General features: G+C 41.0%; 29 protein-coding genes. 12 read left to right on the top strand and 17 right to left on the bottom strand.

Going from position 1 to position 25,973, the window contains the following annotated elements; genetic code table 11:
• Positions 1-717: 717 nt before the first annotated feature.
• The 3 genes from AC21OG_RS05020 to AC21OG_RS05010 all read left to right on the top strand — a co-directional run bounded on the left by AC21OG_RS05020 (position 718) and on the right by AC21OG_RS05010 (position 4,001).
• Entirely contained in the window at positions 718-1,911 is a 1,194-nt protein-coding gene (locus AC21OG_RS05020) for a YjgN family protein (protein WP_487376221.1), read from the top strand.
• Positions 1,912-2,115: 204 nt separating this feature from the next.
• Positions 2,116-3,438: a M48 family metallopeptidase gene (locus AC21OG_RS05015; protein WP_487376219.1), complete on the top strand. Its 1,323-nt coding sequence runs from the start codon at positions 2,116-2,118 to the stop codon at positions 3,436-3,438.
• A 308-nt stretch (positions 3,439-3,746) separates the two neighbouring features.
• A complete protein-coding gene (locus AC21OG_RS05010; protein ID WP_486545414.1) occupies positions 3,747-4,001 on the top strand; it encodes a hypothetical protein in 255 nt (84 codons plus the stop codon).
• 21 nt (positions 4,002-4,022) lie between these two features.
• On the opposite strand, the gene AC21OG_RS05005 is transcribed toward AC21OG_RS05010, so the two are convergent.
• Positions 4,023-4,727, bottom strand: coding sequence for a pseudouridine synthase (locus tag AC21OG_RS05005; protein WP_487376218.1), 705 nt, complete (start codon positions 4,725-4,727; stop codon positions 4,023-4,025).
• Positions 4,728-4,842: 115 nt separating this feature from the next.
• On the opposite strand from AC21OG_RS05005, the gene AC21OG_RS05000 reads away from it, so the two are divergent.
• The 5 genes from AC21OG_RS05000 to AC21OG_RS04980 all read left to right on the top strand — a co-directional run bounded on the left by AC21OG_RS05000 (position 4,843) and on the right by AC21OG_RS04980 (position 9,832).
• Complete coding sequence (locus AC21OG_RS05000) at positions 4,843-5,487, top strand: YigZ family protein (RefSeq protein WP_487376217.1); 645 nt, start codon at positions 4,843-4,845, stop codon at positions 5,485-5,487.
• Positions 5,488-5,498: 11 nt separating this feature from the next.
• Positions 5,499-6,626, top strand: a complete 1,128-nt coding sequence (locus AC21OG_RS04995; RefSeq protein ID WP_487376215.1) for a YheT family hydrolase — start codon at positions 5,499-5,501, stop codon at positions 6,624-6,626.
• Between the two features lie 444 nt (positions 6,627-7,070).
• Positions 7,071-8,204, top strand: coding sequence for a YheT family hydrolase (locus tag AC21OG_RS04990; protein WP_487376214.1), 1,134 nt, complete (start codon positions 7,071-7,073; stop codon positions 8,202-8,204).
• Positions 8,205-8,396: 192 nt separating this feature from the next.
• The gene (locus AC21OG_RS04985; protein WP_487376212.1) at positions 8,397-8,939 is read left to right on the top strand and encodes an acyl-CoA thioesterase; all 543 of its coding nucleotides are present in this window, start codon (positions 8,397-8,399) and stop codon (positions 8,937-8,939) included.
• A gap of 764 nt (positions 8,940-9,703) precedes the next feature.
• Complete coding sequence (locus AC21OG_RS04980; RefSeq protein WP_487376210.1) at positions 9,704-9,832, top strand: hypothetical protein; 129 nt, start codon at positions 9,704-9,706, stop codon at positions 9,830-9,832.
• A gap of 139 nt (positions 9,833-9,971) precedes the next feature.
• Here AC21OG_RS04980 and AC21OG_RS04975 read toward each other — a convergent pair whose 3' ends face one another.
• Positions 9,972-10,298: a hypothetical protein gene (locus tag AC21OG_RS04975; RefSeq protein ID WP_487376209.1), complete on the bottom strand. Its 327-nt coding sequence runs from the start codon at positions 10,296-10,298 to the stop codon at positions 9,972-9,974.
• 100 nt (positions 10,299-10,398) lie between these two features.
• Positions 10,399-10,665, bottom strand: a complete 267-nt coding sequence (locus AC21OG_RS04970) for a hypothetical protein (RefSeq protein ID WP_487376208.1) — start codon at positions 10,663-10,665, stop codon at positions 10,399-10,401.
• A gap of 151 nt (positions 10,666-10,816) precedes the next feature.
• On the opposite strand from AC21OG_RS04970, the gene AC21OG_RS04965 reads away from it, so the two are divergent.
• Positions 10,817-10,945, top strand: coding sequence for a hypothetical protein (locus AC21OG_RS04965; protein WP_487376206.1), 129 nt, complete (start codon positions 10,817-10,819; stop codon positions 10,943-10,945).
• 127 nt (positions 10,946-11,072) lie between these two features.
• Here AC21OG_RS04965 and AC21OG_RS04960 read toward each other — a convergent pair whose 3' ends face one another.
• The 5 genes from AC21OG_RS04960 to AC21OG_RS04940 all read right to left on the bottom strand — a co-directional run bounded on the left by AC21OG_RS04960 (position 11,073) and on the right by AC21OG_RS04940 (position 13,992).
• Positions 11,073-11,411 (bottom strand): hypothetical protein, encoded by a 339-nt coding sequence (locus AC21OG_RS04960; protein WP_487376205.1) that lies wholly within the window; start codon positions 11,409-11,411, stop codon positions 11,073-11,075.
• 194 nt (positions 11,412-11,605) lie between these two features.
• The gene (locus AC21OG_RS04955) at positions 11,606-12,052 is read right to left on the bottom strand and encodes a hypothetical protein (protein WP_487376204.1); all 447 of its coding nucleotides are present in this window, start codon (positions 12,050-12,052) and stop codon (positions 11,606-11,608) included.
• Positions 12,053-12,060: 8 nt separating this feature from the next.
• A complete protein-coding gene (locus AC21OG_RS04950) occupies positions 12,061-12,657 on the bottom strand; it encodes a polymorphic toxin-type HINT domain-containing protein (protein WP_491185072.1) in 597 nt (198 codons plus the stop codon).
• 470 nt (positions 12,658-13,127) lie between these two features.
• Complete coding sequence (locus AC21OG_RS04945) at positions 13,128-13,529, bottom strand: hypothetical protein (protein WP_487376202.1); 402 nt, start codon at positions 13,527-13,529, stop codon at positions 13,128-13,130.
• 16 nt (positions 13,530-13,545) lie between these two features.
• A complete protein-coding gene (locus AC21OG_RS04940; RefSeq protein WP_487376200.1) occupies positions 13,546-13,992 on the bottom strand; it encodes a hypothetical protein in 447 nt (148 codons plus the stop codon).
• Between the two features lie 41 nt (positions 13,993-14,033).
• Here AC21OG_RS04940 and AC21OG_RS04935 point away from each other — a divergent pair, with 41 nt between their 5' ends.
• Positions 14,034-14,162 (top strand): hypothetical protein, encoded by a 129-nt coding sequence (locus AC21OG_RS04935; protein WP_487376198.1) that lies wholly within the window; start codon positions 14,034-14,036, stop codon positions 14,160-14,162.
• 253 nt (positions 14,163-14,415) lie between these two features.
• Here AC21OG_RS04935 and AC21OG_RS04930 read toward each other — a convergent pair whose 3' ends face one another.
• A complete protein-coding gene (locus AC21OG_RS04930) occupies positions 14,416-14,880 on the bottom strand; it encodes a PIN domain-containing protein (protein ID WP_487376196.1) in 465 nt (154 codons plus the stop codon).
• A 5-nt stretch (positions 14,881-14,885) separates the two neighbouring features.
• Positions 14,886-15,647 carry a hypothetical protein gene (locus tag AC21OG_RS04925; protein ID WP_487376195.1) on the bottom strand — a complete coding sequence of 254 codons (762 nt, stop codon included), beginning with the start codon at positions 15,645-15,647 and terminating at the stop codon, positions 14,886-14,888.
• 239 nt (positions 15,648-15,886) lie between these two features.
• Between AC21OG_RS04925 and AC21OG_RS04920 the strand changes: the two genes are divergently transcribed.
• Complete coding sequence (locus tag AC21OG_RS04920; protein ID WP_487376193.1) at positions 15,887-16,939, top strand: NAD(P)H-dependent flavin oxidoreductase; 1,053 nt, start codon at positions 15,887-15,889, stop codon at positions 16,937-16,939.
• Between the two features lie 36 nt (positions 16,940-16,975).
• Here AC21OG_RS04920 and AC21OG_RS04915 read toward each other — a convergent pair whose 3' ends face one another.
• The gene (locus tag AC21OG_RS04915; RefSeq protein WP_487376191.1) at positions 16,976-17,935 is read right to left on the bottom strand and encodes an alpha/beta hydrolase; all 960 of its coding nucleotides are present in this window, start codon (positions 17,933-17,935) and stop codon (positions 16,976-16,978) included.
• Between the two features lie 513 nt (positions 17,936-18,448).
• On the opposite strand from AC21OG_RS04915, the gene AC21OG_RS04910 reads away from it, so the two are divergent.
• Positions 18,449-18,733 carry a DUF2798 domain-containing protein gene (locus AC21OG_RS04910; RefSeq protein WP_487376190.1) on the top strand — a complete coding sequence of 95 codons (285 nt, stop codon included), beginning with the start codon at positions 18,449-18,451 and terminating at the stop codon, positions 18,731-18,733.
• A 379-nt stretch (positions 18,734-19,112) separates the two neighbouring features.
• On the opposite strand, the gene AC21OG_RS04905 is transcribed toward AC21OG_RS04910, so the two are convergent.
• The 6 genes from AC21OG_RS04905 to AC21OG_RS04880 form a co-directional block, all read right to left on the bottom strand.
• On the bottom strand, positions 19,113-19,877 hold the full coding sequence (locus tag AC21OG_RS04905; RefSeq protein WP_487376188.1) for a YidX family protein: 765 nt from the start codon (positions 19,875-19,877) through the stop codon (positions 19,113-19,115).
• A 168-nt stretch (positions 19,878-20,045) separates the two neighbouring features.
• Positions 20,046-21,107: a murein tripeptide/oligopeptide ABC transporter ATP binding protein OppF gene (gene oppF / locus AC21OG_RS04900; RefSeq protein ID WP_487376187.1), complete on the bottom strand. Its 1,062-nt coding sequence runs from the start codon at positions 21,105-21,107 to the stop codon at positions 20,046-20,048.
• Positions 21,108-21,110: 3 nt separating this feature from the next.
• Positions 21,111-22,181, bottom strand: a complete 1,071-nt coding sequence (oppD, locus tag AC21OG_RS04895; RefSeq protein WP_487376185.1) for an oligopeptide ABC transporter ATP-binding protein OppD — start codon at positions 22,179-22,181, stop codon at positions 21,111-21,113.
• A gap of 108 nt (positions 22,182-22,289) precedes the next feature.
• On the bottom strand, positions 22,290-23,195 hold the full coding sequence (oppC, locus tag AC21OG_RS04890) for an oligopeptide ABC transporter permease OppC (protein ID WP_487376184.1): 906 nt from the start codon (positions 23,193-23,195) through the stop codon (positions 22,290-22,292).
• 81 nt (positions 23,196-23,276) lie between these two features.
• Complete coding sequence (gene oppB, locus AC21OG_RS04885) at positions 23,277-24,197, bottom strand: oligopeptide ABC transporter permease OppB (RefSeq protein WP_487376182.1); 921 nt, start codon at positions 24,195-24,197, stop codon at positions 23,277-23,279.
• Positions 24,198-24,276: 79 nt separating this feature from the next.
• A complete protein-coding gene (locus tag AC21OG_RS04880; protein WP_487376180.1) occupies positions 24,277-25,947 on the bottom strand; it encodes an ABC transporter substrate-binding protein in 1,671 nt (556 codons plus the stop codon).
• Positions 25,948-25,973 lie beyond the last annotated feature (26 nt).

Below are 25,973 nucleotides of genomic sequence, written 5' to 3'. Positions count from 1 at the left end.
CCTATCTCTAAACCTAGCACTAAACTTTCTAAGGTTGCACTTACGCATGTCAGCCTTATCCCTCTGTTAGTTGCCTAAGACTATTCAAAGTTAAAATACGCTCTTCTTATCTTTCTTAAGCTATTCACCTTTTTAACCTACTCAACGTTATCCATTTTTTATTAACTCAATTTGCTCACCTTTTTAACCTACTCAACTTACTCAATGAGCATCTAGGCTAATCCCTTTAGCCTAAACACGTTTATGCCAGTTTAGTAAAAGCTGGGCTATCCCTATAGCCTTGTATCAAGATTTAAATCTAGGATTTTAATGAAAATTTTTCATTAATCATGAAAATAATTATCATTAATACAAGTTGACCCCTGTTAAGTATTTGTTTACTATGTTTTAAATTTTAATCATTATGTAATAGATATAACAAAGACATTTACGGGGTTATCCATATCCCTATTGTTAAAGACTTTTGAGGTCCTTTTAAGGTAAGGGTATCTAATAACAACATTTAGGCTATTTAGGGTAATAACGCTCTGGTAGCAGAATTTGACGACCTTGATAGATTGTCATCTCTATATGGCAAATTATCCAAATATTTTATGAAAATCAAATATGTAAAGAAGCTTAAATAGTTAAAGAAGCTTAAATAGTCAAAGCCACTTAATACAGCCGTATAACAAACTTTATAATTGATAACTATACTAAAAAGGATCAAAGCAAAGCATGAAACATCTAGCATTTAATGGAAAAGGTAGTGAGTATTTTAAAATATGGATTGTTAATGTTTTATTATGCGTTATCACGCTTGGCATTTATTATCCTTGGGCAAAAGTACGTACACGTCGATACTTTTATGCCAATACCGAATACTCAGACCGATTTTTTGATTATCATGCGACAGGCAAACAACTCTTTTTAGGCTATCTCATTGGTATGTTCATATTGATAGCCATTATTATTATCAACCAAGTCTATCCAGCGGCTGGGTTGATTATACCTATTATTATTTTCGCAGTTATGCCATGGGTAATCTGGCGCAGCTTAAAGTTTAATATGCGAATGACCAGCTTTAGTAATGTACGCTTTAGCTTCAACGGTGGGCTAAAAACGTCGTACTTTATCTATATGTTAATCCCTGTCGTGGGCTATTTGGCCGTTGTATTACTTCTCATAGGTAGCCTAATCCCACTGATGCAAACGATCCAAGGCGCTGGATCTATCTCTATGACCACTAGCCTTATCATCGCAGTGGTGGGCGGCATTACTACCCTTGCACTCGCCATCTATCTGGGTGGTTTATTTACTAAAAAAGCCGCTGAATATCAGGTGGGTCAGACCAAATATGGTCAAGGGAACTTCTTTATTGATGTGAAAACAGGCACATTTATAAAAATTGCGTTTAAAACGGCGCTAGTCGCCATTGGGTGTTATTTGGTACTGGCTGCGTTATTTGCGGTTATATTTTCGTCTACGATGTCAGGTGGCTTTGATCCTGAAACGATGGCCAATGAGATGGCGACTGCTAGCGCAAATCCACTGTTAGCCATAGGGCTGGTGTTGGTATATTTCGGCTTTATCGCTGCTGCTTTGTTGGTCGCGGCCTACTCTTATAGTCGCCAACGTCAATATATATACGACAATACCACATTAGATAAAGCGATCAGCTTTAAGTCGACGGTTAGTGCCAAACGGTATTTCATCGTATTGCTGACTAATATGTTACTGACTATTGTTACCCTAGGGTTGGCGCTACCTTGGGCTCAAGTACGTGTGGCACGCTACCTTGCTGAAAATACATGGATAGAAGCTTCAGATGTGGACGTTAATAGCTATTTGACTCAAAAAGAGAAAGAACAGTCTGCTATTGGGGAAGAGATTGGGGATGTGTTAGACATCGATATGGACATCGCGCTATAAGCTAATAACAAATCTAGAAATTAACCAATCGAGAATGGCTCACTAAACCCCAATAATAGTAGGTTTAGTGAGCCTAACTGAGTCTAACCGTATCTTAAAAGGATAGGTTGTTTTCTAAAAAAGGTATCTTTTATATTGAGCACTTAGAGTGAGCAATTGTTTTTGAGTAAATATGGTTTTAAGTCATTATATTGAGTATAAAAAATGAGAACATCAACCCCAAAGCCTTTAAACACAAATTACTCAAAAGATGGCACAGGGATAACGGGTAAATGGTATCCCAAAGACATCTCAACTCAATACCCTGCTCAACTTATCGTCGATAAAACACGCTATGAGGTACATATTGTGCCTCATGAGCACAATACTACTCTCAAAGATCATGTTGAAGATAATTCAAAACCGAATTTCAAAGGTAATACGCAAAAAGACCATAAGCTAACGGGTCAGTGGTCTCAAGTCAGTATCAACGAGCGCTTAGGCAATACCGAACGTAAATTGATCTTGGCGGACGGCTCACTGTTTACCACTTTGGACAACGATGCTATAGATATCTTGATTCGTCGTGATACTAATAGCAGTGCAGGTTCAAAATGGAATCTACGCTTACACCAATATGAAACAAAAATGAGCAGTGTCTTAATGATGCTGGTCTTAACGGTCGTGTTTGCTATTGGCTTTATAAAATGGGGCATACCGTGGACCAGCCAAGCCGTGGCTCATGCCCTACCCCAATCGACGGGAGAGTATATTGGCAAACAGTCACTAGAGGTTATCGACCGTTATTTTTTACAACCTACTAAACTAAGTGACGCGGAACAACAAAAGATTATCTCTCGTTTTGAAACCCGCTTAAAACCGTTGGGTGGCAATGACAATATCCATTATCAGCTCCATTTTAGAGAGATGAACATAGGGGGCATGAGTCTGCCAAACGCATTTGCGCTACCCTCTGGTGATATTGTATTGACCGATAAATTTGTCCAGTTAAGTCATAATGACGATGAAATAGATGCGGTACTATTGCATGAAATGGGGCATGTGGTTGAACGTCATAGTTTAGAGATGCTGACCCAAAACTCATTCACCACTATGATTGTCATGTTAGTCTTGGGTAACCCTGATGGTATCAGTGAACTTGCTACCGGCTTGGGAACAGCGCTGGTATCAAATCACTATTCACGTCAATATGAAACGGAAGCGGATGAGTTTGCGTTCAAAAAGATGCTTAAAGCAGGTATTAATCCGCAGGCTTTTGTCGCTATTCTAAGCCGCATGGAGGATTACTCTACAAGTGAGCTCAATACAGACGGAGGGGATGGCTCTGAGCATGAACACGATGAGGATCACACTCATGCCAATGCAGATGACAATGTAGACGAGCCTGAAGATGATATAAACGAGACAAGAGTGGAAGAAGGTAGCCTATCTGACTTTTTATCAACTCATCCTAACACCCAATTGCGCATTGAAATGGCAAATAAATATAGCAAATGCTTCGAGCAGGGTCTAACCGTTTGCGACTAGTCATTTAAGAGTAGCGGGTTAATTTGTAGTGGTCAAGTTTAATTATACCAAATCAAGAAATTAACCTATCGAGGAAGGCGAGTGCAAACGCTACCAATAGTAGGTTTAGAGAGCTTAAGAAGATAACCTGAATTCGGGATAAGCGTTTTTGTAAGTCATTATTTTTATTGGGTTGAAAAAATCCATCCCCAACCCTTCCTTTGGAAAAGGAAGGGAGTAAAACTGGTAACTTCTATAGTCAAAACTCTATTTTAATGAGTAATAGTTGTAGCGTGTGGTGAAACGAAGTGTCACCCACGGTTTTTTAGATGCCTCTTTTCATACAGGTAACCCTCTATTTGCAACATAGGCTATTAGTTGACAAGTATTTAAATCACGATAAATCGTGGCAAGCAGAGGATGTAACCGCTAGCCCTGACAGGAGCGGATATACTTGCTTACCCACTGAGAATAGCGGGGCTAGGCTGAGGGCAGTATCGAGACAACAGGAATGTCCTCAGCCTATAGTCACCGCCTCAGTGGGCAAGCAAGATAATAGCGGATGGCAGGATGAGCTACTCTAATTTATTCGCTTAGAATTGAGTTTAAAAACTGGCGACTTCTTCTTCGGTGAGAAAACGACTCTCGCCTTTCTCTAATCCCTCAAGCGTCACCATGCCAATACTGGCACGATGTAGGTCGACGACTTTGTTACCGAAGTAGCCCATCATCCGCTTCACTTGATGGTACTTGCCTTCGGTCAGAGTCAAACGGGCATGCGTGTCATCTAAAAACTCTAGAGTAGCAGGCTTAGTGGGCTCATTATCGTCCTCTAATAAGATACCTTCAGCGACCTTTTGGATGGCATTTTGTTGAGCCGCCTCGTCCATAGGATCAGCAAGCGTCATCTCATACACCTTAGCATGTTGATGACGGGGACTGGTGACACGATGCAACCAACCGCCATCATCACTCAATATCAGCGCGCCAGTGGTATCAACATCTAAGCGCCCTGCGATACGCAAGCTGCCTAGCTCGGGAACCGCGATAAGCTCGGTGACAATCGGGTACTCTTTTGGCTTTAGGGTACACTCAAAACCTTCGGGCTTGTATAGTAAAATATAACGATTGCCAGCGGCGACAGATAAAGGCTCGCCTGCCCACATCACATCATCGTTGAGCACATCGACATGCAAGCTGCCATCTTTGACGACTTGATCGTTGACGGTGATTTCGCTGGCGTGCAGTACTTTTTTGGCTTCTTTGCGCGACAATTCTGTCGCCTTACTGATAAATTTGTCTAACCGCATTTATGGTATCCTTTGTGTATTACTGATATATAGTATGAGTTCATAATAACTCACAGTTTAACACACCCATAAATGATGCATTTTATCACTTTAGTATTTTTGACTGAATTCAACTATGACTTATCAAACATTATCCAAGCCTGTCACTGCCCAACTAGAGATTAAAAAATCGCAGTTTATTACTTACGCCTATCCGGTACTCAGTCGTGAAAAAGCGATGTTTCATGTGGAACAATTGCGTGAAAAATATCCTGATGCCCGTCATCACTGCTGGGCCTACATTATCGGCAATCCAAATAATACCACCAGTGCTGGGTTTGATGATGATGGAGAACCTAGTGGCACAGCAGGCAAACCGATATTAAATGTACTTCAGCATAAAAGCATTGGTAATGTTATTGTCATCGTCGTGCGCTACTTTGGCGGTATAAAACTCGGTGCGGGCGGTCTAACAAGGGCGTATGCGGGATCTGCTCAGGCAGCCGTTGATCAGGCTCATGAACAAAACAGGCTGACCGCTTTTGTACCGATGACCCATAGACAAATTGAAGCCGACTTTGCCAATGAATCGCAGGTACGCTATGTGGTGGAGGATGTGGGAGGCACAATTGATGAGGTAGCATACAGTAAGGTTGTGACTCTAGGCGTGATCCTGCCAGAAGCTGATGTAGAGACGCTAAAAGAGCGGTTGGGGATGGACGGTCGTGTACTTGATGATGAATCAGAATTTCAATCTGACGGTTCTAATTTGCATAATTGAGACATAACAAGATGAATAATAAGAAGCAGGACTTGGACCCGTATGATTTTGAAGTAGCTGATTTTAAACCGCCCGTATGGTTAAGAAACCCACACTTACAAACCATATTGCCTAGATTTATTATGCCAGAGTCGCCCCCTTATCGACGCGAATTGGTATTGGATTCGCTGGAGGAAAGCGAAGTCGCCTATGATTTCTGGGATGGCATAGAGGTTCGAGAAAGCGAAGTTCGAGGTAAACAGATTGATGATAAGCAAATTAGTGAAAAAGAAGTTATTGTCAAAGAAGTTGCAACGAAAGAGACTAATGCCGGCTCAAACACCAATCCGTCAGACACAAACCCATCAAATAGATTAAACACGCCTTTGGTGGTGCTATTTCACGGTATGGAAGGCAGTAGCCAGAGCCACTATGCCCGAACACTGGCGCATTACGTGCATGATCAAGGCTGGCACTTTGTCGTGGTGCATACTCGAAGTTGTGGCGGTGTGGCGGTAAAAGGGGAGCGGCTTTATAGTGCAGGCGATACCCCAGAGGTGCATCATGCCTTGCAACAATTGACAGCGCGTTATAACACCATTTATTGCGTAGGCGTGTCGCTTGGTGGTAATACGCTTGCTAAATATATGGGTGAATATGGTGATCAAGCCCAATGCCAGGCGGCCGCTATTTTCTCAGCGCCCCTAGATTTATCCTCTGCCGCTACTGCTATGGAGAATTTTTTGGGTCGTAAGATTTATACTCCCTATTTGCTCAACCCTATTGCAACCAAAGCGCTTCAACTGACGCTTAGCGAAGCACAAATACAAGCGATTAAGACCAGTCGTAATATTGGTGAATTTGATAGCGTGTTTACCGCACCCTGCTATGGCTATCGTTCAGAAAATGATTATTATCACCAAGCGTCTGCCATGCCGTATTTGCATTTAATCACTAAACCGACCTTAATTGTGATTGCCAAAGACGATCCCTTCTTAGGAGTGTTGCCTTCTCAAGGAGATGTATCAAAACAGGTGACGCTGTATACTCCCGAATATGGCGGACATATTGGTTTTTTGCGTTGGAAGAATAAGCAGCTTGATGCTAATTGGGTGCCTGAAACCGCGTTTAAATTCTTTGACACCGTTACCTCTGCATAATCGCTTGATGTTATTCATCCGCTATCAATGCGCTTATACCGATACCTTTTCATCAAATCATCGATCTTTTTAGGCACCCTGAACCTACTATTTGTTGCGTTTGGTCTTGCTTTCCTCGATAGACGGCTTTTTAGGTTTGGAATGACCAAATAGGGCAGATTTAATTTAATGCAGTAGAGTTAATATAGAGTGTTTAACAGAGCATTAGTAAGCTAAATGACTAAAAACTAGATGACTAAAAACTAGATTAATAAAAGATGGGTGAATAAAACGATTTAGACTTATACAGTACAATCAACATTGACATGTTCAGTAACCAAATGTTCACTGAAATTAATTGTACATATAGGATATTATTTTGCTCATATTTTAGTCCTTAACTTATAGTCCTTAACTAATAATCCCTAACTTATAGTCACTAACTCTTATACTGAGCGCACTCTTATGGTCGATACCACTACCCACACCCAAGCCATTGACTTTCATCCTCAACCCTTTAATCCGCCCTTTTGGCTAACTAATCCGCACATTCAAACCATCCTACCTAAGTTCTTTGCTCCCAAAACACCAAATTACAGACGTGAAATATATCGCGACTCGCTTAGTGAAAGCGATGTGGCCTATGACTTTTATGATGCAGAGTCTGTATCTCCAGTGAACAGTGACAACAAAGAGACCACGCCGATAGTCGTATTGTTTCATGGCATGGAGGGCAGTAGTGACAGTCATTATGCGCGTGCTTTGGCACATCATATTCATGCCCAAGGTTGGCATTTTGTGGTTGCACACTTTCGCAGTTGTGGCGGTATTCCGACCCGAGGTCGTGTCTTTTATAACGCGGGGGACACCAAAGAAATACACCATATGCTACAAACCTTAAAACAAGATTATGCCAACATTTATGCCGTTGGCGTATCGCTAGGAGGCAATGCGTTGGCTAAATATATGGGTGAATATGGTGATGAGGCGCTGTGTCATGCAGCCGTTGCCATTTCAGCCCCAGTGGATATGTCGTCAGCAGCGATGAATATGCAGCGCTTTTTGGGACAAAAGATTTACACCCCTTACTTACTGACGCCCATTATCAAAAAAGCATTGGCAAATGAAATCAGTAAAGAGGAGCTAAACGCCATAAAATCAGTGGACAGTATTAGTGAGTTTGACCATATCTTTACCGCGCCCCGACACGGTTATCGCTCAAGCAATGACTACTACCGCCGTGCCTCTGCCCTACCTTATTTGAGTGAGGTTACCCATCCCCTTTTACTCATCAGTGCCAAAGATGACCCCTTTATTGGCTTTACCGCGACTGACAATGATGTGTCCGAGTCAGTAACTATTTTGGACACAGCGCACGGTGGTCATATTGGCTATCTTCGCTACCATTCTATCAAAGCTCAATCTAATAAACATCAATCTAATAAAGCCCAATCCAGTCACGCTTTAGCGCAAGCTGACCGTGACGATAACCATCCTACTCAGGCAACACCACAAAAATACAGTAAGTTTGATATCAACTGGATACCTGAAACGGTCAGCGCCTACTTCACTTCGGTAGGTATCGATAAGGCCATCTAGCCAAACTGATTGAGCTAATTATATAAAATACGACCTATCATCAGATACGACGTTTATTGAGAGCTTTCACTATTGCATAGCGCTGTCAGTCTGGTCATATCGTCTTAATGACGGGTTAGACACGTCTGCTACTTTGCAACCGTCCATGTTTTGAGCATAATCGAAGCACTATTTCTATTTCGAGGCGTGACTATGTATCCCTTTTATCGTTATACCAAGGCTATCGTCAAAGCGGTTAATGCCACTCGCAAAGGCGAGACCATTGACCTTGAGGACACCGCAGAGATTCAGATACGCTGTAGCCTGACTGATATTGATAACTTTATCGAGATGAATAATGGACGGGTTCTCACGTTATACGACTTTGGCCGTACCGACTTTGCCATCCGCACTGGACTGGGTAAGAAACTACTTGAAAAGCGTTGGGGTTTGGTGGTTGCGGGCAGCACCATTCAATATCGCAAACGTATTCGTCCGTTTGATCTGGTCACGATTAAGACGCACATCGCTGCTATTGACGAGCGCTGGATCTATGTCGAACAATCTATGTGGGTAAAAGGCAAACCGTGCTCAACTGCTTTATTGCGTACTGGTGTGACCAAAGGCGGAAAGGTGATAGACACTCAAAAGATCTTAGATGCGCTGGGTCAATCTGATTTAAAATTGCCTGCTACGGGATATGTGGCAGAGTGGATTGAGAGTGAGGCGGATAGACCTTGGCCACCTAAAGGGTAGGAGGATATTGATTGTAAATTGACTGAGTAGCCAATCTCGCCATTCGCTTGTATCTACTGATATGAGCGAGGCGGTGACACAAGATAAGTTGTTGCTGTTACCTCGACACCCCCTCATCTTTAGCCACCGCAACTCGCTCAAACCAGTAGGATACCGCTACTGTCAAGGCTAAACCGCTTCTCGGAGTGGGGTTAGAGACAATATATAAACATTTTGCGTTCATTTGCGCTTAGTTCTTATCGACACTCGATAAGAACTAAACAACAGCTCTACTCTGACCTTTCTTATGTATAAGACCTAGTTCGATTAATTTAGACAACTTTTGATGCGTTTTACTTCTACCCTCATTAATATATTCTTGAATCTCATTACGTGAAAGCTCTTTATTTAATTTTAGCAGATACTGTATGTATGAGCTTTGATAACAAATGGAAACTTGGTATCACCTGCAAAGACTTCCACTAAGGAGGTGCGTAAGCTGGAGGTGAGTGCATAATGTTTGAAAGGCTAAAGTTGCATTTACTAAGCATAAAAAGGTGAGGTATTTTCACACCGTGTCAAAGTATAAAAATAACTCACCCTTTTCTTTATTTAAAGTCTTATAAGCAGTATCTACAATGCTTCAAAACGTTCATCTTTTTCAAGCTCACGTATTATGTTCTCCCACTCTTTTAAGGCACGGTCAAGGTTATCAACCAGCGTAGCGTGGGTTAGATTTTTCAAACCTCAAAGAGGTGCAGAAAAAACGTAACCTACGTCTATTTATGGCAACAAGCTATTCTGTTGCTAAGATGGTAGTCCATAATGGCTCACAGAATCGATTTTATGGGCTTGCTCGTGGCTTTATTATCACAAAAAACACCGCAATCGCTAATGTGTCTTCCGATAAGTAAGCGAGGCTGGGCTTGTAGTAAACATAGCGTGGACATGAAACCGCTTATGAAAGGTTTGGTGTTTAGATATGAGATTTTGGCATAATATATTCGTGGGTTACGCTATCGCTAACCCACGCTACGCTTGCTTAAAAAATATCTACAATGCCTCAAAACGCTCATCTTTTTCAAGCTCACGCATTATATTCTCCCACTCCTTTAAAGCACGGTTATCAGGACTAAAGCTATTACCAGAGGCTTTAAAATGATCAAGTGCTTTAACCATAGCCCTATATATATGATTAAACTCGGATGAAGTTAACTCTTCAAAACTAACGATATCCAATCCTGAATCCATTGAGAGAAAAAACTTAAAGTACAAATCAGGTGAATTAACGAATGGTTTGACATACTCAAAAATATGATACAAATCTATTTGATATAAAGTTATTATAGTTTCTTTATTAATTACGACGGTTCCTGGCATGTCTAATACTCCTTAAAATATCGATTAAGCTTAAAAAATATCTACAGCGGTTGAAAACGTTCATATTTTTCAAGCTCACGTATTGTATTCTTCCACTCTTTTAAAGCACGGTTATCATGCCTAAAGCTTTTCCCGACTCTTTAAAATGCTCAAGTGCTCTGACCATAGCTCTATATATTTCATTAAATTCTGATAAGGTTAACTCCTGAAAACTAACACTATCTAAACCTGAATCCATTAGGAGAAAAAACTTAAAGTACAAATCAGGTGAATTAACGAATGGTCTGACATATTCGAAAATGTCATAAAAGTCTTCCTGATACAATAATATTGAATTATTTTGACTCATCATTGCTGAAGCTGGCATGTCTAATACTCCTTAATTCATAAATATAACTTTGGGGCTGTCCTAGATAAGTAGAATTATTTAGGATAGTACCATGAGAAAGCCAGCGTAGCGTGGGTTAGATTTTTCAAACCTCAAAGAGGTGCAGAAAAAACGTAACCCACGTCTATTTATGGCAACAAACTATTCTGTTGCTAAGATGGTAGTCCATAATGGCTCACAGAATCGACTTTATGGGCTTGCTCGTGGCTTTATTATCACAAAAAACACCGCAATCGCTAATGTGTCTTCCGATAAGTAAGCGAGGCTGGGCTTGTAGCAAACATAGCGTGGACACGAAACAGCTTATAAAAGGTTTGGTGTTTAGATATGAGATTTAGGCATAATATATTCGTGGGTTACGCTATCGCTAACCCACGCTACGCTTGCTATTTTGGGTAAAACTGTCCTACAACTCCATCTCTCAACCTTAAAACGTATCTTTTTCCATTATATAAGCCTTCAATCTGACCATTTCTCTTACCTGAACGTAAAAGGGCTGAATTTTGACCTAAAACAGATTTAATACCATTTTCTATATCATTAACACTCATTGACTTATCTAAGAATGTTTGATTAGTTTTAACAGAGTCATCCCAATAATTAGGATGGTGACGCTCTAAAATATGCTTTATACCAGACTTATCAATGGTAATAACATTAGAGCCATAGCTAAGTTTTTGACCTTTATAACCTTTTAAAAGGTTATCAGCACAACTATTATGCACCCAAACCCCAAACTCACCGATATGATAAGTATGGAACTCATCGACTTCAAAATTATAAACGGTATCGGTTTTATTTAGCTTGGTTTAGCTAACAACTTTAAGCGTTTGCTCATTGTCACAGTTAACCAACGTCATTCCTGTCTGTAACATCTTAGCAGAATGAACTTCTTACCGATCACTTTTCGCAATATATGCTACGAATTAATAAGATTATCATACTCTAGTATAAAACCTTCAAAAAAGTCTATTAGTGAATTCAGTTTTACCGTAAAGTCTAATCCGAAATTATACCCTGCGATCTTTGAGTTGGTATAAATACCAACAGGTACTCTAAAGTTGACGAATAAATACTCGTTATTTTTTTTAAAGATATCCATAGTAAAAAACATATCAATGGGATATATAGAGATTAATAACTCATCTTCATTAAAATCATTTACATTGTTTAACTTCACAATCTCTTTTTTCAAGTAACTCATATTATTGTGAGACATATATCTATCTGTTTCACTCACATCTTTAAAATCTAAAACTATTAAATCAGTCTCAATTTGAAGCAAACACAGCACCCCAAAATCATCACAAGATATTGGGCTAAGTTTGATAAGTAGGTTATCTTGATCATTTTTTATATTACTCATAGTATTCCTCAATAATCTAGTGGGATGCCACTAAACCCACCATTGTTATTTAACATAGTCATTACCGCTCTACGATTTGGTAAACTTTCTTTAGTACCACCAATAGCAGAAACTATTTGATTATCACTATTAACAATAAGAACATCGTAATTACCATTTGATTGTTTTTTTGTGTACACAGTTAAACCGCCCGGTTGATACCCTTTCTCTGAATAGTTAGTTACAATCTCTGCTATTTTATTTTGATTGAATCCTCTTTCTGTAACTCTTCGTGCACCGTGTGCAGTCGCATTAGTTATATCTGGTACACAAGCATTATGCACCCAAACCCCAAACTCACCGATATGATAAGTATGGAACTCATCGACTTCAAAATTATAAACGGTATCGGTTTTATTTAGCTTGGTTTGGCTAACGACGGTTAATTTATCATTATTTCTATCAACAAGTTTCATTCCAGCAATTAAAGTATTTGCAGGTACCCAACCACTACCATCTACCCAAAACGGATGTTCTTCGGTAGTTTCAAAAGTTTCTGTTTTACCACCGCTGTCCTGAACAACAACCTCATATATTTCTTTCTCTTTAAAGCTTGACGTAGCTATAACTGGCTTATACCCATATGCTAAAGTATCTTCATGGCGAGACCAAACTAGCCAGCGTAGCGTGGGTTAGATTTTTCAAACCTCAAATAGGTGCAGAAAAAACGTAACCCACGTCTATTTATGGCAACAAACTATTCTGTTGCTAAGATGGTAGTCCATAATGGCTCACAGAATCGACTTTATGGGCTTGCTCGTGGCTTAATTATCACAAAAAAACACCGCAATCGCTAATGTGTCTTCCGATAAGTAAGCGAGGTCGGGCTTGTAGTAAACATAGCGTGGACATGAAACCGCTTATGAAAGGTTTGGTGTTTAGATATGAGATTTTGGCATAATATATTCGTGGGTTACGCTATCGCTAACCCACGCTACGCCTGCTATTTTTGGCGTTTAAGTTCAGTCTTGATACGTCAGTTTTATTATATTGAAGTCATATTAGAATTGTATAATTTATAAATGTTCAACAGGCTCTAATATTTTGAAGGAATCTCACTCGAATTTGACCTATAAGGTGGTTTAAAATCGTATGGTTCTGGTGGAGTATAGTCATCAGTTATAGGTGGCCAATTATAACTTTTATCATCTTGATGTAATAACTTCAAATCTTCAGTGATTCCGTGCAAGGTATTATTTAAAACTTGAAATTGAATAATTAAATACATCATATAAAATGATAAAGCTCTAAAGTCCTTATCTTTTATAGCTATATTTGCTTGCATGACATAGTAATTAATATCCGTTATTATTTCATTGGCATCTTCCTGCCAATCAAAACTATAATCTGCATGTAAAGAGTCATAATCCTTAATGTTTTTAAATATAGTTAATTCATCAATTAACTTACGAAGTTGATTAAAGTCTATATTTGACATATGCATTATATCCTCACTATTTGACATTGATTCTTCTTCCTGCACTTGATTTAGTTTTTGCCTCATTTAAAGTACCATCTAGATTCAATGCTTGCCTAAAATTACCCATACCATCAAATACTTCTAAATGGTCTTTATGAAGAACATCTAAATAGTAAATATCTCCTTTTCTAAGTTTAGAGTTTGTATCTTTAACTGTAACTCGGTACATGGTTTGACCTTGATACTGCTTACCAGTGCTGACAGTTTTATTTTTAATTCGTTTACCAAAATCAAATTTTGAAAAAAAGGTAGACATATTATTAACTACACAGCTATTACGTACCCAAACGCCATAAGTCGTTCCCCTACCTATGACAAAATAAGTATGGTCATTATTAACCGTGAGATTACAAGCATTTTTATACTGATTTAGTACTGTTTGGAAACTAACAGCCAGCGTAGCGTGGGTTAGATTTTTCAAACCTCAATGAGGTGCAGAAAAAACGTAACCCACGTCTATTTATGGCAACAAACTATTCTGTTGCTAAGATGGTAGTCCATAATGGCTCACAGAATCGACTTTGTGGGCTTGCTCGTGGCTTTATTATCACAAAAAACACCGCAATCGCTAATGTATCTCCCGATAAGTAAGCGAGGCTGGGCTTGTAGTAAACATAGCTTGGACATGAAACCGCTTATGAAAGGTTTGGTGTTTAGATATGAGATTTTGGCACAATATATTCGCAGGTTACGCTATCGCTAACCCACGCTACGCTTGCTAATTACACATGATTCTACAATTTGGAAATATGATAAGGTAGGGATTTTAAGGGCTTAATAGTAAATCAAGGTTGTAAGACAGTCAGGTTATAAAAGCATCAGGTTATTAAAACAATTGACACAACTAGTCTTCATTACCCTCAAACAAAGGCATTCCCTGAAACTCTTCCTTTTCAAAATTGACAATCTCAATAGGCAGGCTTAATTTAGTTACAATTTTGATAATTTCTTTATCAGTGGTATATAGCTTAGGGATGCTGTTTGCTAGAGTAATAGCGATAATTTGAAGGTCAACTTTGATAACTTGTCGATTTGCATTATTCTCTTTTATATAGCCTTCATCTATAAGGTCACGAAACAAGTTTGCACAGATTTGAGCAGATTTTAAATCGAAGTTAAAAATTTGGGTAAAGTTATTCACCTTTCCTAAAAAATCAGAACGACCTCGGTTATCATCTTTTACTAAAAACTCACTAATCACTGGGGTACAAAGCCCCAGTGTCACTTCTTTTCGTTCTAATACTTGATTAAAAACTCGATAAGCCTGCTTATCATCAATCAGTTTAATTAAAAAATTATTATCCGCCATTATTATCATGTATGACGTTCCTCAAGCCATGTATTTACTGGATCGTCACTGTCTTGCCAGCCACTCTCACCATACGATAGAAACTCATCTATCCAAGATTTTGCAGACGTTTCATTTTTGATAATACTAAAACCAGTAGCCTCAAAACGCTTCAATACGAGCTTGTATTTGTCTTGCAGTTCATAATTTGCTTTACCTGTAAACTCAATTAAGCTATCAAACTTCCATAAGGATTCGAGATGAGAGGCTAAATCTAGGGATATTTGCTTTGGTACTGAGACAGATATAATGTTGTCATTGAGCAACTCAATGGTAAAGTGGTCAGTCGCATCCTTACCATGGGCAGGCTTAATAAGCTTACCTGTAAAAGTTTCTACCTGAGTAAAGGTATTTGAGTTAGGCTTACGATAATCAATCTGATGTACTAATTCCATATCTTCATCATTCACTGCCGTACGACTGGCAAAAATTGAAGCATCAATGTCACTAAAATTTTTGGAATAACTGCGTAACACCTTATTAATATCATCAAGAGCATTCGCCTGCTTGGCTATATTGCTATTGAGTATCTCAAGCTTCTCATAGTAATGTTCGGTGTCTGTACTTACTTTTAAAACCGCAGATCCTGAGTAGATGGCATCAAAAAATAAGTACTCATCACCCAAAAGCTTACAAAAGTCATTGAGCAGACGACCAATATCGCCAGCGTTAATATTTTCTAAGCCAATACCAGATAATTTAAGGACGAACTTTGATTTCTCAGTCATAACGCCCTCCTATCAGTTAGCGAAACTCTATAAATTTGGTCGTATATTCTTATACGGATAAGACTATTTTATCAAATTAATTGACCTTGTAGGTAAATATATGAACACCTACTATCAATTCATACCCCATTCACCAACTAAATAGCCCCTATTAATCCTCTCTTTGCCAAAACCCTGCTACAGTAAGTAATAACAAAACCTAATCATCGTAATAGGAAACCCTTAAGCAGGAGACAGCCATGACGTTAATTACTGATTTAAATCTACCATACCCCATCGTGCAATCTCCAATGGCGGGCGGAGCAACCACGCCTGAATTAATCTCAGCCGTCAGTAACTTTGGTGGACTAGGTAGCCTTGGCGCAGGGATGACAGCGCCCGACACACTATATAAGCAAATCAGCCAGATTAAAGCGTTAACCGACAAGCCTTTTGCGGTTAACCTAATGGTACTAAGTGAATCAGAATCAAGTACTTTTGATACTCCTATTCCCGACTGGCTACAAGCCTATTACGATGAGCATGGTATAGAGTTAGCGTTACCTGAAACGCCAGCGCAGTCCTTTAGAGCACAATTTCAAGTATTGCTAGACAACCCTGTGCCTGTGGCAAGTTTTACTTTTGGCATTATCAGCAAAACACGAGTGGACGCCTTGCATCAGGTCGGTACGAAAGTCATCGGAACGGCTAACCATCCGCTAGAGGCCAAAGCGTGGGCAAATATCGGTGCAGATGCGGTATGCGTGCAAGGCGTTGAGGCAGGCGGACATCGAGGCGGTTGGCTTGAGGCAAGCGAGCAAGACCCGCTCGGTTTGTTGACCTTGATTAGTCAAACCAAAGCCGTCACTGATATTCCGTTGATTGCCGCAGGTGGCATAATGACAGGTCAAGACATCAAAGCGGTGCAAACTGCTGGCGCCCAGATGGCACAGTTGGGTACGGCATTTTTAACCACCCATGAGAGTGGTATTAACCCAACCTATAAAGCAGAACTATTAAAAGTGGCGCAAGCTAAAAGAGAGAACATCACACGTTTAACCCGTCTGTTTTCAGGCAAACCAGCACGAGGGTTGGTGAATGAGTATTTAACTCGTTATGCTGAATATGATAACGATAATGCTTTGCCACCCTATCCGCAGTTAAACGCTATGACAAAACCGATGCGAGCGGCAGCGGCCAAAGCCAGTAATCCAGAACATATGTCACTATGGGCAGGACAAGGGGTCAGCCGAGTTCGAGATGAATCGGCTAAAGCATTGATGCGACGGTTGATCGCTGAATGTGAGTGGTAGACCTAAGTCATAGAGCTACCACTTGATGACGTTGTTTTAATCTTTCTTTAGTCCCTCTCGAAATGACTTATAATCATCAGCCGATTGATTCACTGCTTCTAATACGGGCACATGCCCAATGTCTGGCATTATAATCACTTTCGCTTGCGGTATAATTTGAGCGATGCGAGAGGCGGTTTCAGGCTTAATCACTCGATCTTTATCGCCCCATACAACCAAAGTAGGAATGTTATATTGAGCGATGATCTTAGCACGCTCCTCAACATTATCTTCAACGATTTGTTTCAGGATAACAGCCTCAAGTTTTTGATTATCAATCCTTTCTTGAGCCAATACTGCTTTTAATGTTTTGGGAATATAGGGCGGTTTATTCATCACTAAATCTAACAAGTTATAGAAATCTTCATAATCTTTAATCAATAGTGGGTTGTTCTCAAGCGTTGTACCTTCAAAGGTCTCAGACCTACCCACTGACCAAAACCCAGCACTGTCTATCAGCCATACGCTGGCTACTTCTTCTGGGTACATTGCTGCATATGCCACCGAAATAGACCCACCCATCGAGTTACCACCCACATGCAAATTAGGCGTCATACCTTTGGCTTGCATCAGCTCATGCAACCGCTTGGCTTGGGCATCGGCACGGTAATCTGCAAGCATCGGTTTGTCAGAGCCTCCAAATCCTAATAGATCTGGAATAATCACGTGGTAACCTTTGAACTCATCAGCGATACGCACGAAGTTGTCCATATTACCGCCAAAGCCATGAATCAGTAGTAAGGGCTCGGCAGTAACGTTGTTATTGTCAGCATAGACCAGTGTCTCGCCAGTCGACAACACAAAAGACTTAACCTCTAAACCTGATTTAGTACGCTCATGCTGTAACAGCTTTTGAGTGGTGGCGACCGTTACGGCATTAGGGGTTGTACAGCCGATAACAGATACGGCAAGCAACATGGCAATCACTTTTCGCAATTGTTTTTTGATCGGGGTCATTTAAGCCTCTCTTATATAGAGTATAGTTATAGAGTATGATTATAGAGTATAGATATCAAGTATGAGCGATAATGAAATGGGGTGTCCTAATTATGTGGGACCTTTAGATAAGGTAAATCAGTTAAATCAATAATACACTTAAATTAACTATTCAACCAACCTAATTTAATGCAGTCAATAATGGCAAAAGTGCTTATAGGGCGTGTGGAAACATAAAGGGGATGTCATATCCTGACATTTTTATGCAAAAATTTTACAGAGCTCATAAATAGCATTTGTTATGATAATCTAAATCAAGAGGTTAAGATTAAATAGAGACAGAATGATTACCTCATGATTACTTCGTGATAAACGCGCCAAGCTTTCAAAAAGCAAAAGCCTCTCCTAAATAAGAGAGGCTTTTTGAATGGAGGATAAGAATTAATCCTTCCAAAAACCGAGTTTGACCCAGGTGGGTTAATTCTTAGAAATGATATTATGAATTTAATACGCCTTATGGAGTCACATAAACCCATGACCGAATCTTCTCAAAACCAAAAGCCCTCACCTAAAATACGTATTCATCAAAAATATTATCGTCTGATATTTACAGGACTGATGGCCTCGCTGATGTCGATAATTATTTCTGGCGCATTAATACTGATTAAAGAGGGCTATAGTGATGCTTATTTTGAGCATCTTATCAGTTCGTGGCTCTTGGCTTTTGCATTTGCGTGGCCAAGTGCTTATGTGTGTGCGTATGTGATACAAACCCACATTTTAAGCCGTATCAATTTTTACACTGACCAAGACCAATAAGATTAAATAACAAACTTACACCAGCGGCTCAAGATTTTGAGTGTATAACGTACGACCGTACAGGTCTTTTAGCATCACCGTCATTAAGGCTTTAGGATAAATTTATTAAGAGTCAGTGATAGGGTTAACAAGTCATGCCAAGTTTTGAAATTAGGGGATGAATAAAAAAAGTGTTTTTTATGGAAAGGTATAGTTTCAACGTTAAATAGTTTTGACGTTAAATAGTTTTGACGTTAAATAGTTTAGACATTAAAAGTTTTGACGTTAAATAGTTTAGACATTAAATAGTTTAGACATTAAATAGTTTTGACGTAAAAAAACCGCTGTCAATACAGCGGTCTTTTAAATTAGGGTCTGAGACTGACTTCTTAATTCAACTTTAATTGGCAATAGCGTCCAATATTTGGAACGGAAAAGTAACCACATCGAATGCCAAGGCGAACGGCAATAGCACTAATTTTTCACCCGCATTATTACCACTTCGAGTCGTCGTTTGACTATTAGATTGGGTGTAAATAACAACAGGATACGGTTTGGTTAACGCGTTGTATTTAGACTGAATCATACTTAAGTTGCTAACCGCAGGATACACCCCACCTTTGATAGGCACATTAAAGCAGAAGCGCTGTGCGCCAATACGCTCGTCACTGGCATTGGTACACTCTTTACCTCCATTTTGTAAAAAGAACTGATAGTCACTGCGCTTAAACTCATCCCTTAGTTTCGCGTAAGACATCTTCATCTCACCTTGGAAATAGCCATCATTATTAGGTGAGTAAAAAGTCATATCACTGTCGACTTGGATATTTTTGGGGGTAAGATTGGTCAATATATTGACCATTTCAGGACCCCCTTGACTGAGTACGTAGCTGTTCTTTTCACCAACGATAACCACGCTACTGCCTGGCATATTGGGTAGCGGCTGCGCGGGACGACCGAACGCCACCAACTGATCTTCTACCAGTATTTGCTTACTAGATGTCGTACTTGTTGTGGTACGGCTACCCGAATCGAGTAATTCAGATGTGGCACAGCCTGAGGTAAATAAAAGGGCAGATAGCGATGCGCCACCGACAATAACTTTTAGACAGGTAGACTTCTTCAGGGCAGATCGAGTTAGATATGACTGGGTTAAATTTGACATGATAACGTCCTTGTTTATGTTAATTGATAAAATTGAGCATCTACTAGGATCTCTTTTTCTTAACTATAACGCCTTCTATAACGAATAACATACTAAATATGTAGTAAATCTTACTGTTATCTTACTGCTTTAAAACTACAGTTTACTATCTATGGGCGGTACAATAGGCTAGGCTACCTCACCTCCGTCACCTTCAACACCTCTAAGTATAGGCACTCTATTTTTAATACAGGCTACTTGATGATCACTGCGACCTTCAAGTACTGGCTTTGTTTGAGCACAGCCATCATCCGCAATAGGACACCGAGTACGAAACACGCAGCCAGAAGGCGGATTAATAGGACTTGGCAGATCACCTTCTAAGAGCTCGATGGTTTTATTGCGCTCAATTTGAGGATCTGGAATAGGCACCGCTGACATTAAAGCTTTGGTATAAGGGTGGGTAGGATGGCTATACACCGCCTTATCGACGCCAAGCTCAACCGCATTGCCCAAATACATCACCAGTACACGATCAGATATATGCTTTACCACTGACAGATCATGGGCAATGAATATCAGTGCCAGCCCCATCTCTTTTTGCACTTCTTGCAATAGGTTAATCACCTGTGCCTGAATGGAGACGTCCAGTGCTGATACTGGCTCATCACAAATAATCAGCTTCGGCTTTAAGATAAGCGCACGTGCAATACCGATACGTTGACACTGACCGCCAGAGAACTCATGCGGATAACGGTTAACTTGGTTGGCGAGCAGACCCACCTTTTGCATCATCGCCCGCACCTCTTGCTCGACTTCAGCTTTCGGCATCTTAGGATAATAAGTCCTTAGTGGCTCGGCAATGATATCACCCACTGTCATGCGTGGATTTAACGACGCTAAGGGGTCTTGGAATATCATTTGGATATCTTTACGTTTAAGGCGCATCTGTTTTTTAGTGGCGCCAACCATCTCCTCGCCATTAAATTTAATACTGCCTGAACGGGCTTTGACTAAGCCAATAATAGTACGAGCCAGGGTAGACTTACCACAACCCGACTCACCAACCACTCCCAAGGTCTCGCCAGCGAACAAGTCAAATGATACCCCATTGACCGCTTTTAAGGTGGCTGGCTTTTGCCAAAAATAACTGCCTTTTTGCTTAATATCAAAAGTGGTTACCACCTCTTTGACTTGCAACAATGGGCTCTCATTGATCCCATTCATTGGGTTACTTGTGGTCTGTGTCATGGCTTATCCCTCCATCCCTGTCACAATTTGATCTTGCGCATCTTGTGGCTCAGTATTGGCAACGTCTTCAGGTTTCCAGTGACATGCCCGCTGTCTATCGTGAGGTAAAAACTTAAGAGGGGGCGGCACATCGTGACAGATGTCCATCGCATAAGGACAACGCTCATAGAAGGGGCAGCCGGGTGGTAGGCTGAGTAAGTTTGGCGGACTTCCCGGTATCGTCTCAAGCTTACCGCTGTTATTATCCAATCGCGGAATGGCTCTTAGTAGCCCTTTGGTATAAGGGTGAGTAGGGTTATAAAAGATATCTTCCGTCTCGCCATAGGCCATGGTGCGACCTGCATACATCACCAACACTCTATCACAGATACCTGCCACCACGCCTAAGTCATGGGTAATCATAATAATCGTCGTACCGAAGTCGCGCTTAAGCTCATTCATTAAGGTCATGATTTGCGCTTGTACCGTCACATCGAGCGCGGTCGTCGGCTCATCAGCAATCAACAGCTTAGGACGACATAACAGCGCCATCGCAATCATCACCCGTTGCCGCATACCGCCTGAGAACTCATGCGGATACATGCCAATACGCTTACGTGCTTCAGGTATCTTTACTGCATCAAGCATGTTGACCGCTTCATTCCACGCGTCTTTTTTGCTCATGCCTTTATGCAATATCAGCACTTCTGCCAGCTGATCCCCGATTTTCATATAGGGATTTAGAGAAGTCATTGGATCTTGGAAGATCATAGACACTTGTTCGGCGCGTAGCTTATTTAGCTCTTTTTCAGACAAGCCAAGTAGCTCACGTCCTTCAAATAATACCGATCCTTTGGCATGACCATTTTTAGCCAATAACCCCATTATAGCGAATGCGGTCTGCGATTTACCTGAGCCTGACTCACCGACAATACCCAGAGTTTCACCCTGATGTAAATTGAAATTGAGTCCATTTACAGCGGTCACCAACCCATCTTCGGTACTAAATTGCACCGATAGATCCTTTACTTGCAGTAGGTCTGGTGCATTACTGACCTCGATTTCTGGTTTTAGGTTGTCTTTTAATACTGTCATAACGGTGTTACCTGTATTGGCTATCAGATAATTTGTTTATTCGGTTAGATGATGTCTAAGCTAGAATCTGTGGTGCTTTCGTCCTACTATACTCAGACTAAGGGCTAGTTAACGGTCTTTAGGATCAAATGCATCACGTAAGCCATCACCGATAAAGTTAAAGCAGAACAAGGTCACTACCAAAAATACCGAGGGAATTAATATCTGCCACGGTGCAACCTGCATGGTCTGTGAGCCTTCTTGTAATAAAGCCCCCCAACTGGTCATGGGCTCTTGTACCCCTAAGCCTAAAAAGCTTAAGAAAGATTCGAACAAAATCATACTCGGTACCAGTAGCGAGGCATACACTACCACGACACCAAGTACGTTAGGCACGATATGACGCATGATAATATTAAAACCTGACACCCCGCCTACATGCGCCGCTTCAATAAATTCTTTACTCTTCAAACTTAAGGTTTGTCCACGTACAATACGGGCTACATCAAGCCATGACACCAAGCCAATGGCAACGAAGATCAGCATCAAATTACGACCGAAAATAGTCACTAGCAAGATCACGAAGAACATAAACGGGAAGGCGTTTAAGATCTCTAAAAAGCGCATCATGACCGCATCGATCTTACCACCCAAATAGCCAGAAGTTGCCCCATACACCGTGCCGAATATCACCGCCACCGTTGCTCCCGCAATCCCGACCAACAGTGAAATGCGACCACCAATAGCCGTACGTACCAGCAAATCACGGCCTAACGAGTCGGTGCCAAAGTAATGCTTATTATCAAAGGACGGTGCCCCCTGCATATACCCCCAGTCGGTTTCTGCATAACCAAATGGAGCCAGCATAGGCACGAATATCACAAACAATGTGACCAATAACAAGGTAACCAAACTGGCAATAGCGGCCTTGTTCTGATAAAAACGGCGCCACGCATCTTGCCATAAGCTACGACCCTTGATGGCAGGTGTCGTCGGCTCATCTATATCAATTGCTTTATCAGTGATAACACTCATAGTCATCCTTATTACTATATAGTCAACGAACTACAGAGTTCTTCGATTATAGCGTGTGATGTTTAAGGGTTTTATTAGGGTCTAATACTTAATTTGAGGATCAATAACCGCATATAAAATATCGACAATGGCGTTAAAGGCAATGGTTAATACACCCACCAAAATGGTTAAGCTAAGCACCATGCCATAGTCGCGGTTAAGCGCACCATTGACGAATAACTGACCGATACCGGGCAGACCAAAGATGGTCTCAATGACGATAGAGCCGGTAATAATACCCACAAACGCAGGGCCTAAATAAGAAATAACTGGCAGCATCGCTGGACGTAAGGCATGTTTAAAGACAATCCGCTGCATCGGCAGACCTTTGGCGCGGGCGGTACGAATATATTGACTGTTCATCACCTCAATCATTGAGCCACGCATAATACGCGCAATACTTGCCGTATAAGCCAGCGCCAACGCCGTCACCGGAAGGATTAAATTCTGTATCGCCCCATCATTCCAGCCTCCGCCTGGCAACCACTTTAAGGTAATGGCGAAGATAAGCACCAAAAGCGGTGCTTTTACAAAGCTGGGAATAACCACCCCGATATTGGCAAAGGCCATCACCACATAATCAATCCAAGAGTTTTGCTTTAAGGCGGCCACAATACCAAAGATAAGCCCTAACACCACTGCCAAAATAAAAGCATATAAGCCAAGCTCGATAGACACAGGTAAGGCTTGCGCGAGTAGCTCATTGACGGTGTAGTCTTTGTATTTAAAGGACGGCCCAAAGTCGCCCACTGCAATTTGCTTCAGATAATTGACATATTGTAGCCACATCGGATCATTGAGATGATATTTGGCTTCAATATTAGCCATAACCGCAGGTGAGAAACTACGCTCCCCACTAAACGGACTGCCCGGCGCCAAGCGCATCATAAAAAATGACACGGTTATGAGGATAAACATGGTCGGAATGGCTTCTAATATTCGCCGAAATATAAGCTTTAACATAAACCCTCTGTTGTCAATAAAGCTACTTGTATTGTCTTGCGGTTAAATGGTCATAAGTTAAAATTGTACCAAACGCCAATTAATGTTTGGCTATAGTGACATCCTTAACTTGCCAAACATCTAATGGATCTTGGTCTGGAAAACCTATTACATACGGCTTAACCAAACGTACCCCCACATAGTGGTAGATATTTAAATTGGGCATGTCCGCATCTAGCTGGGCCTCTGCTTGTTGATACAGGTTAGCACGCTGCTGAGCAGTCACGCCTTCTTGTAACGTTTGATTCATCAGAGTATCGAACTTAAGACTGCTGTATTTACCATGATTATTGGTATTATCAGACTTTAAAGTATTTAAAAAAGAGGACGGCTCATTATAATCCCCACACCAGCTTGAGCGTGCAATATCATAATTGCCGTTACGTCGAGTATCCAAGTAGGTTTTCCATTCTTTATTTACTAAGCTAATATCTACCACATCATTGCCTAGCGCCTCTTTGATTAATGAGCTAAAGGCCACGGCAATCTTTTTATGGTTATCACTGGTGTTGTATAGCAGCTCAAACTTAAGGGGGTTGTTGGCGTTGTAACCGGCCTGCTCTACTAGACGTTTGGCTTCTGCAATTCGACGCTCTTTACTCCATGCTTGCCACTCTGGAGTAAAATTAGTCATGCCATTAGTGGCGGGCGGCGTCAATTGATAGGCAGACACCTGCCCTTGTCCCATCACCTTTTCAGCGATGACATCACGATCTAGTGCCAACGCTAAAGCACGGCGAACTCGCACATCATCGAAGGGAGGTCGGACAGTATTATACTTATAATAGTAAGTACAGAGTCTCGGGGCGACTCTTAACTCCTCACCCATCTGACTTTTTAATGAGTCAAACTGCTCAGGAGGCACCTCTGCACTGACATCCACTTCCCCTGCTTGATAACGGGCAACGTCTGTCGTCGGCGAGGTGATGGGGAGTAAGGTAACCTTATCAATGACCGTATGGGCGTTATCAAAATAGCGGGGATTACGGACTAAGACTATCTTATCGTTTACCCGCCATTCTTCCAGTGTATAAGGACCATTAACTACAATATTTTCAGCTTCAGTCCATTTATCGCCGTAGTTCTCAATGGCATTTTTGCGAACAGGCTTTGTAGAAGTATGAATTAACATATCAGGAAAATAGGGCACTGATTCAGACAGAGTAATTTGCAGCGTTTTATCATCAAGTGCTTTGATACCTAATGTTTCAACCGTTGCCTCACCTGCCATTATTGCTTCTGCACCACTGACCTTGGCGTCTCCCAAATAACTGGCATACGGTGATGCCGTCTTTGGATCGACTAAACGACGCCAACTATAGACAAAATCCTCTGCCGTTACTGGATCACCATTACTCCACTGAGCATCGCGTAGCTTAAATATCCAAGTCTTATTGTCTTTGCTCTCCCAGCTCTCAGCCATACCCGGCACTGTCTTGCCTTGTCGATCCGTATCTACTAAACCAATAAACATCTGACGGATAATATTACCTTCTGGCACAGCCGATACTTTGTGAGGATCAAGAGATTCAGGCTCTGCAGTATTATTGATAACAATACTCTGGTCCTCAGCAAGCACGGTGTCATCGACTTTTTGGTTTTCTACCACTGTCTTATCGTCACACCCAACTAAAGAAATTCCCAATATAGCAGTTAGGGCTAACACCAGTGGTAATTTGACGGAAGATAGAGCTCGCGTGTCTTTAATCATAATAGTATCACTTGGTTTGCTATCGT

Source organism: Psychrobacter sp. CX5, assembly GCF_057621535.2.
Note: the sequence above shows the minus strand (reverse complement) of the source record. Positions and strands in the feature narration are given on the sequence as shown.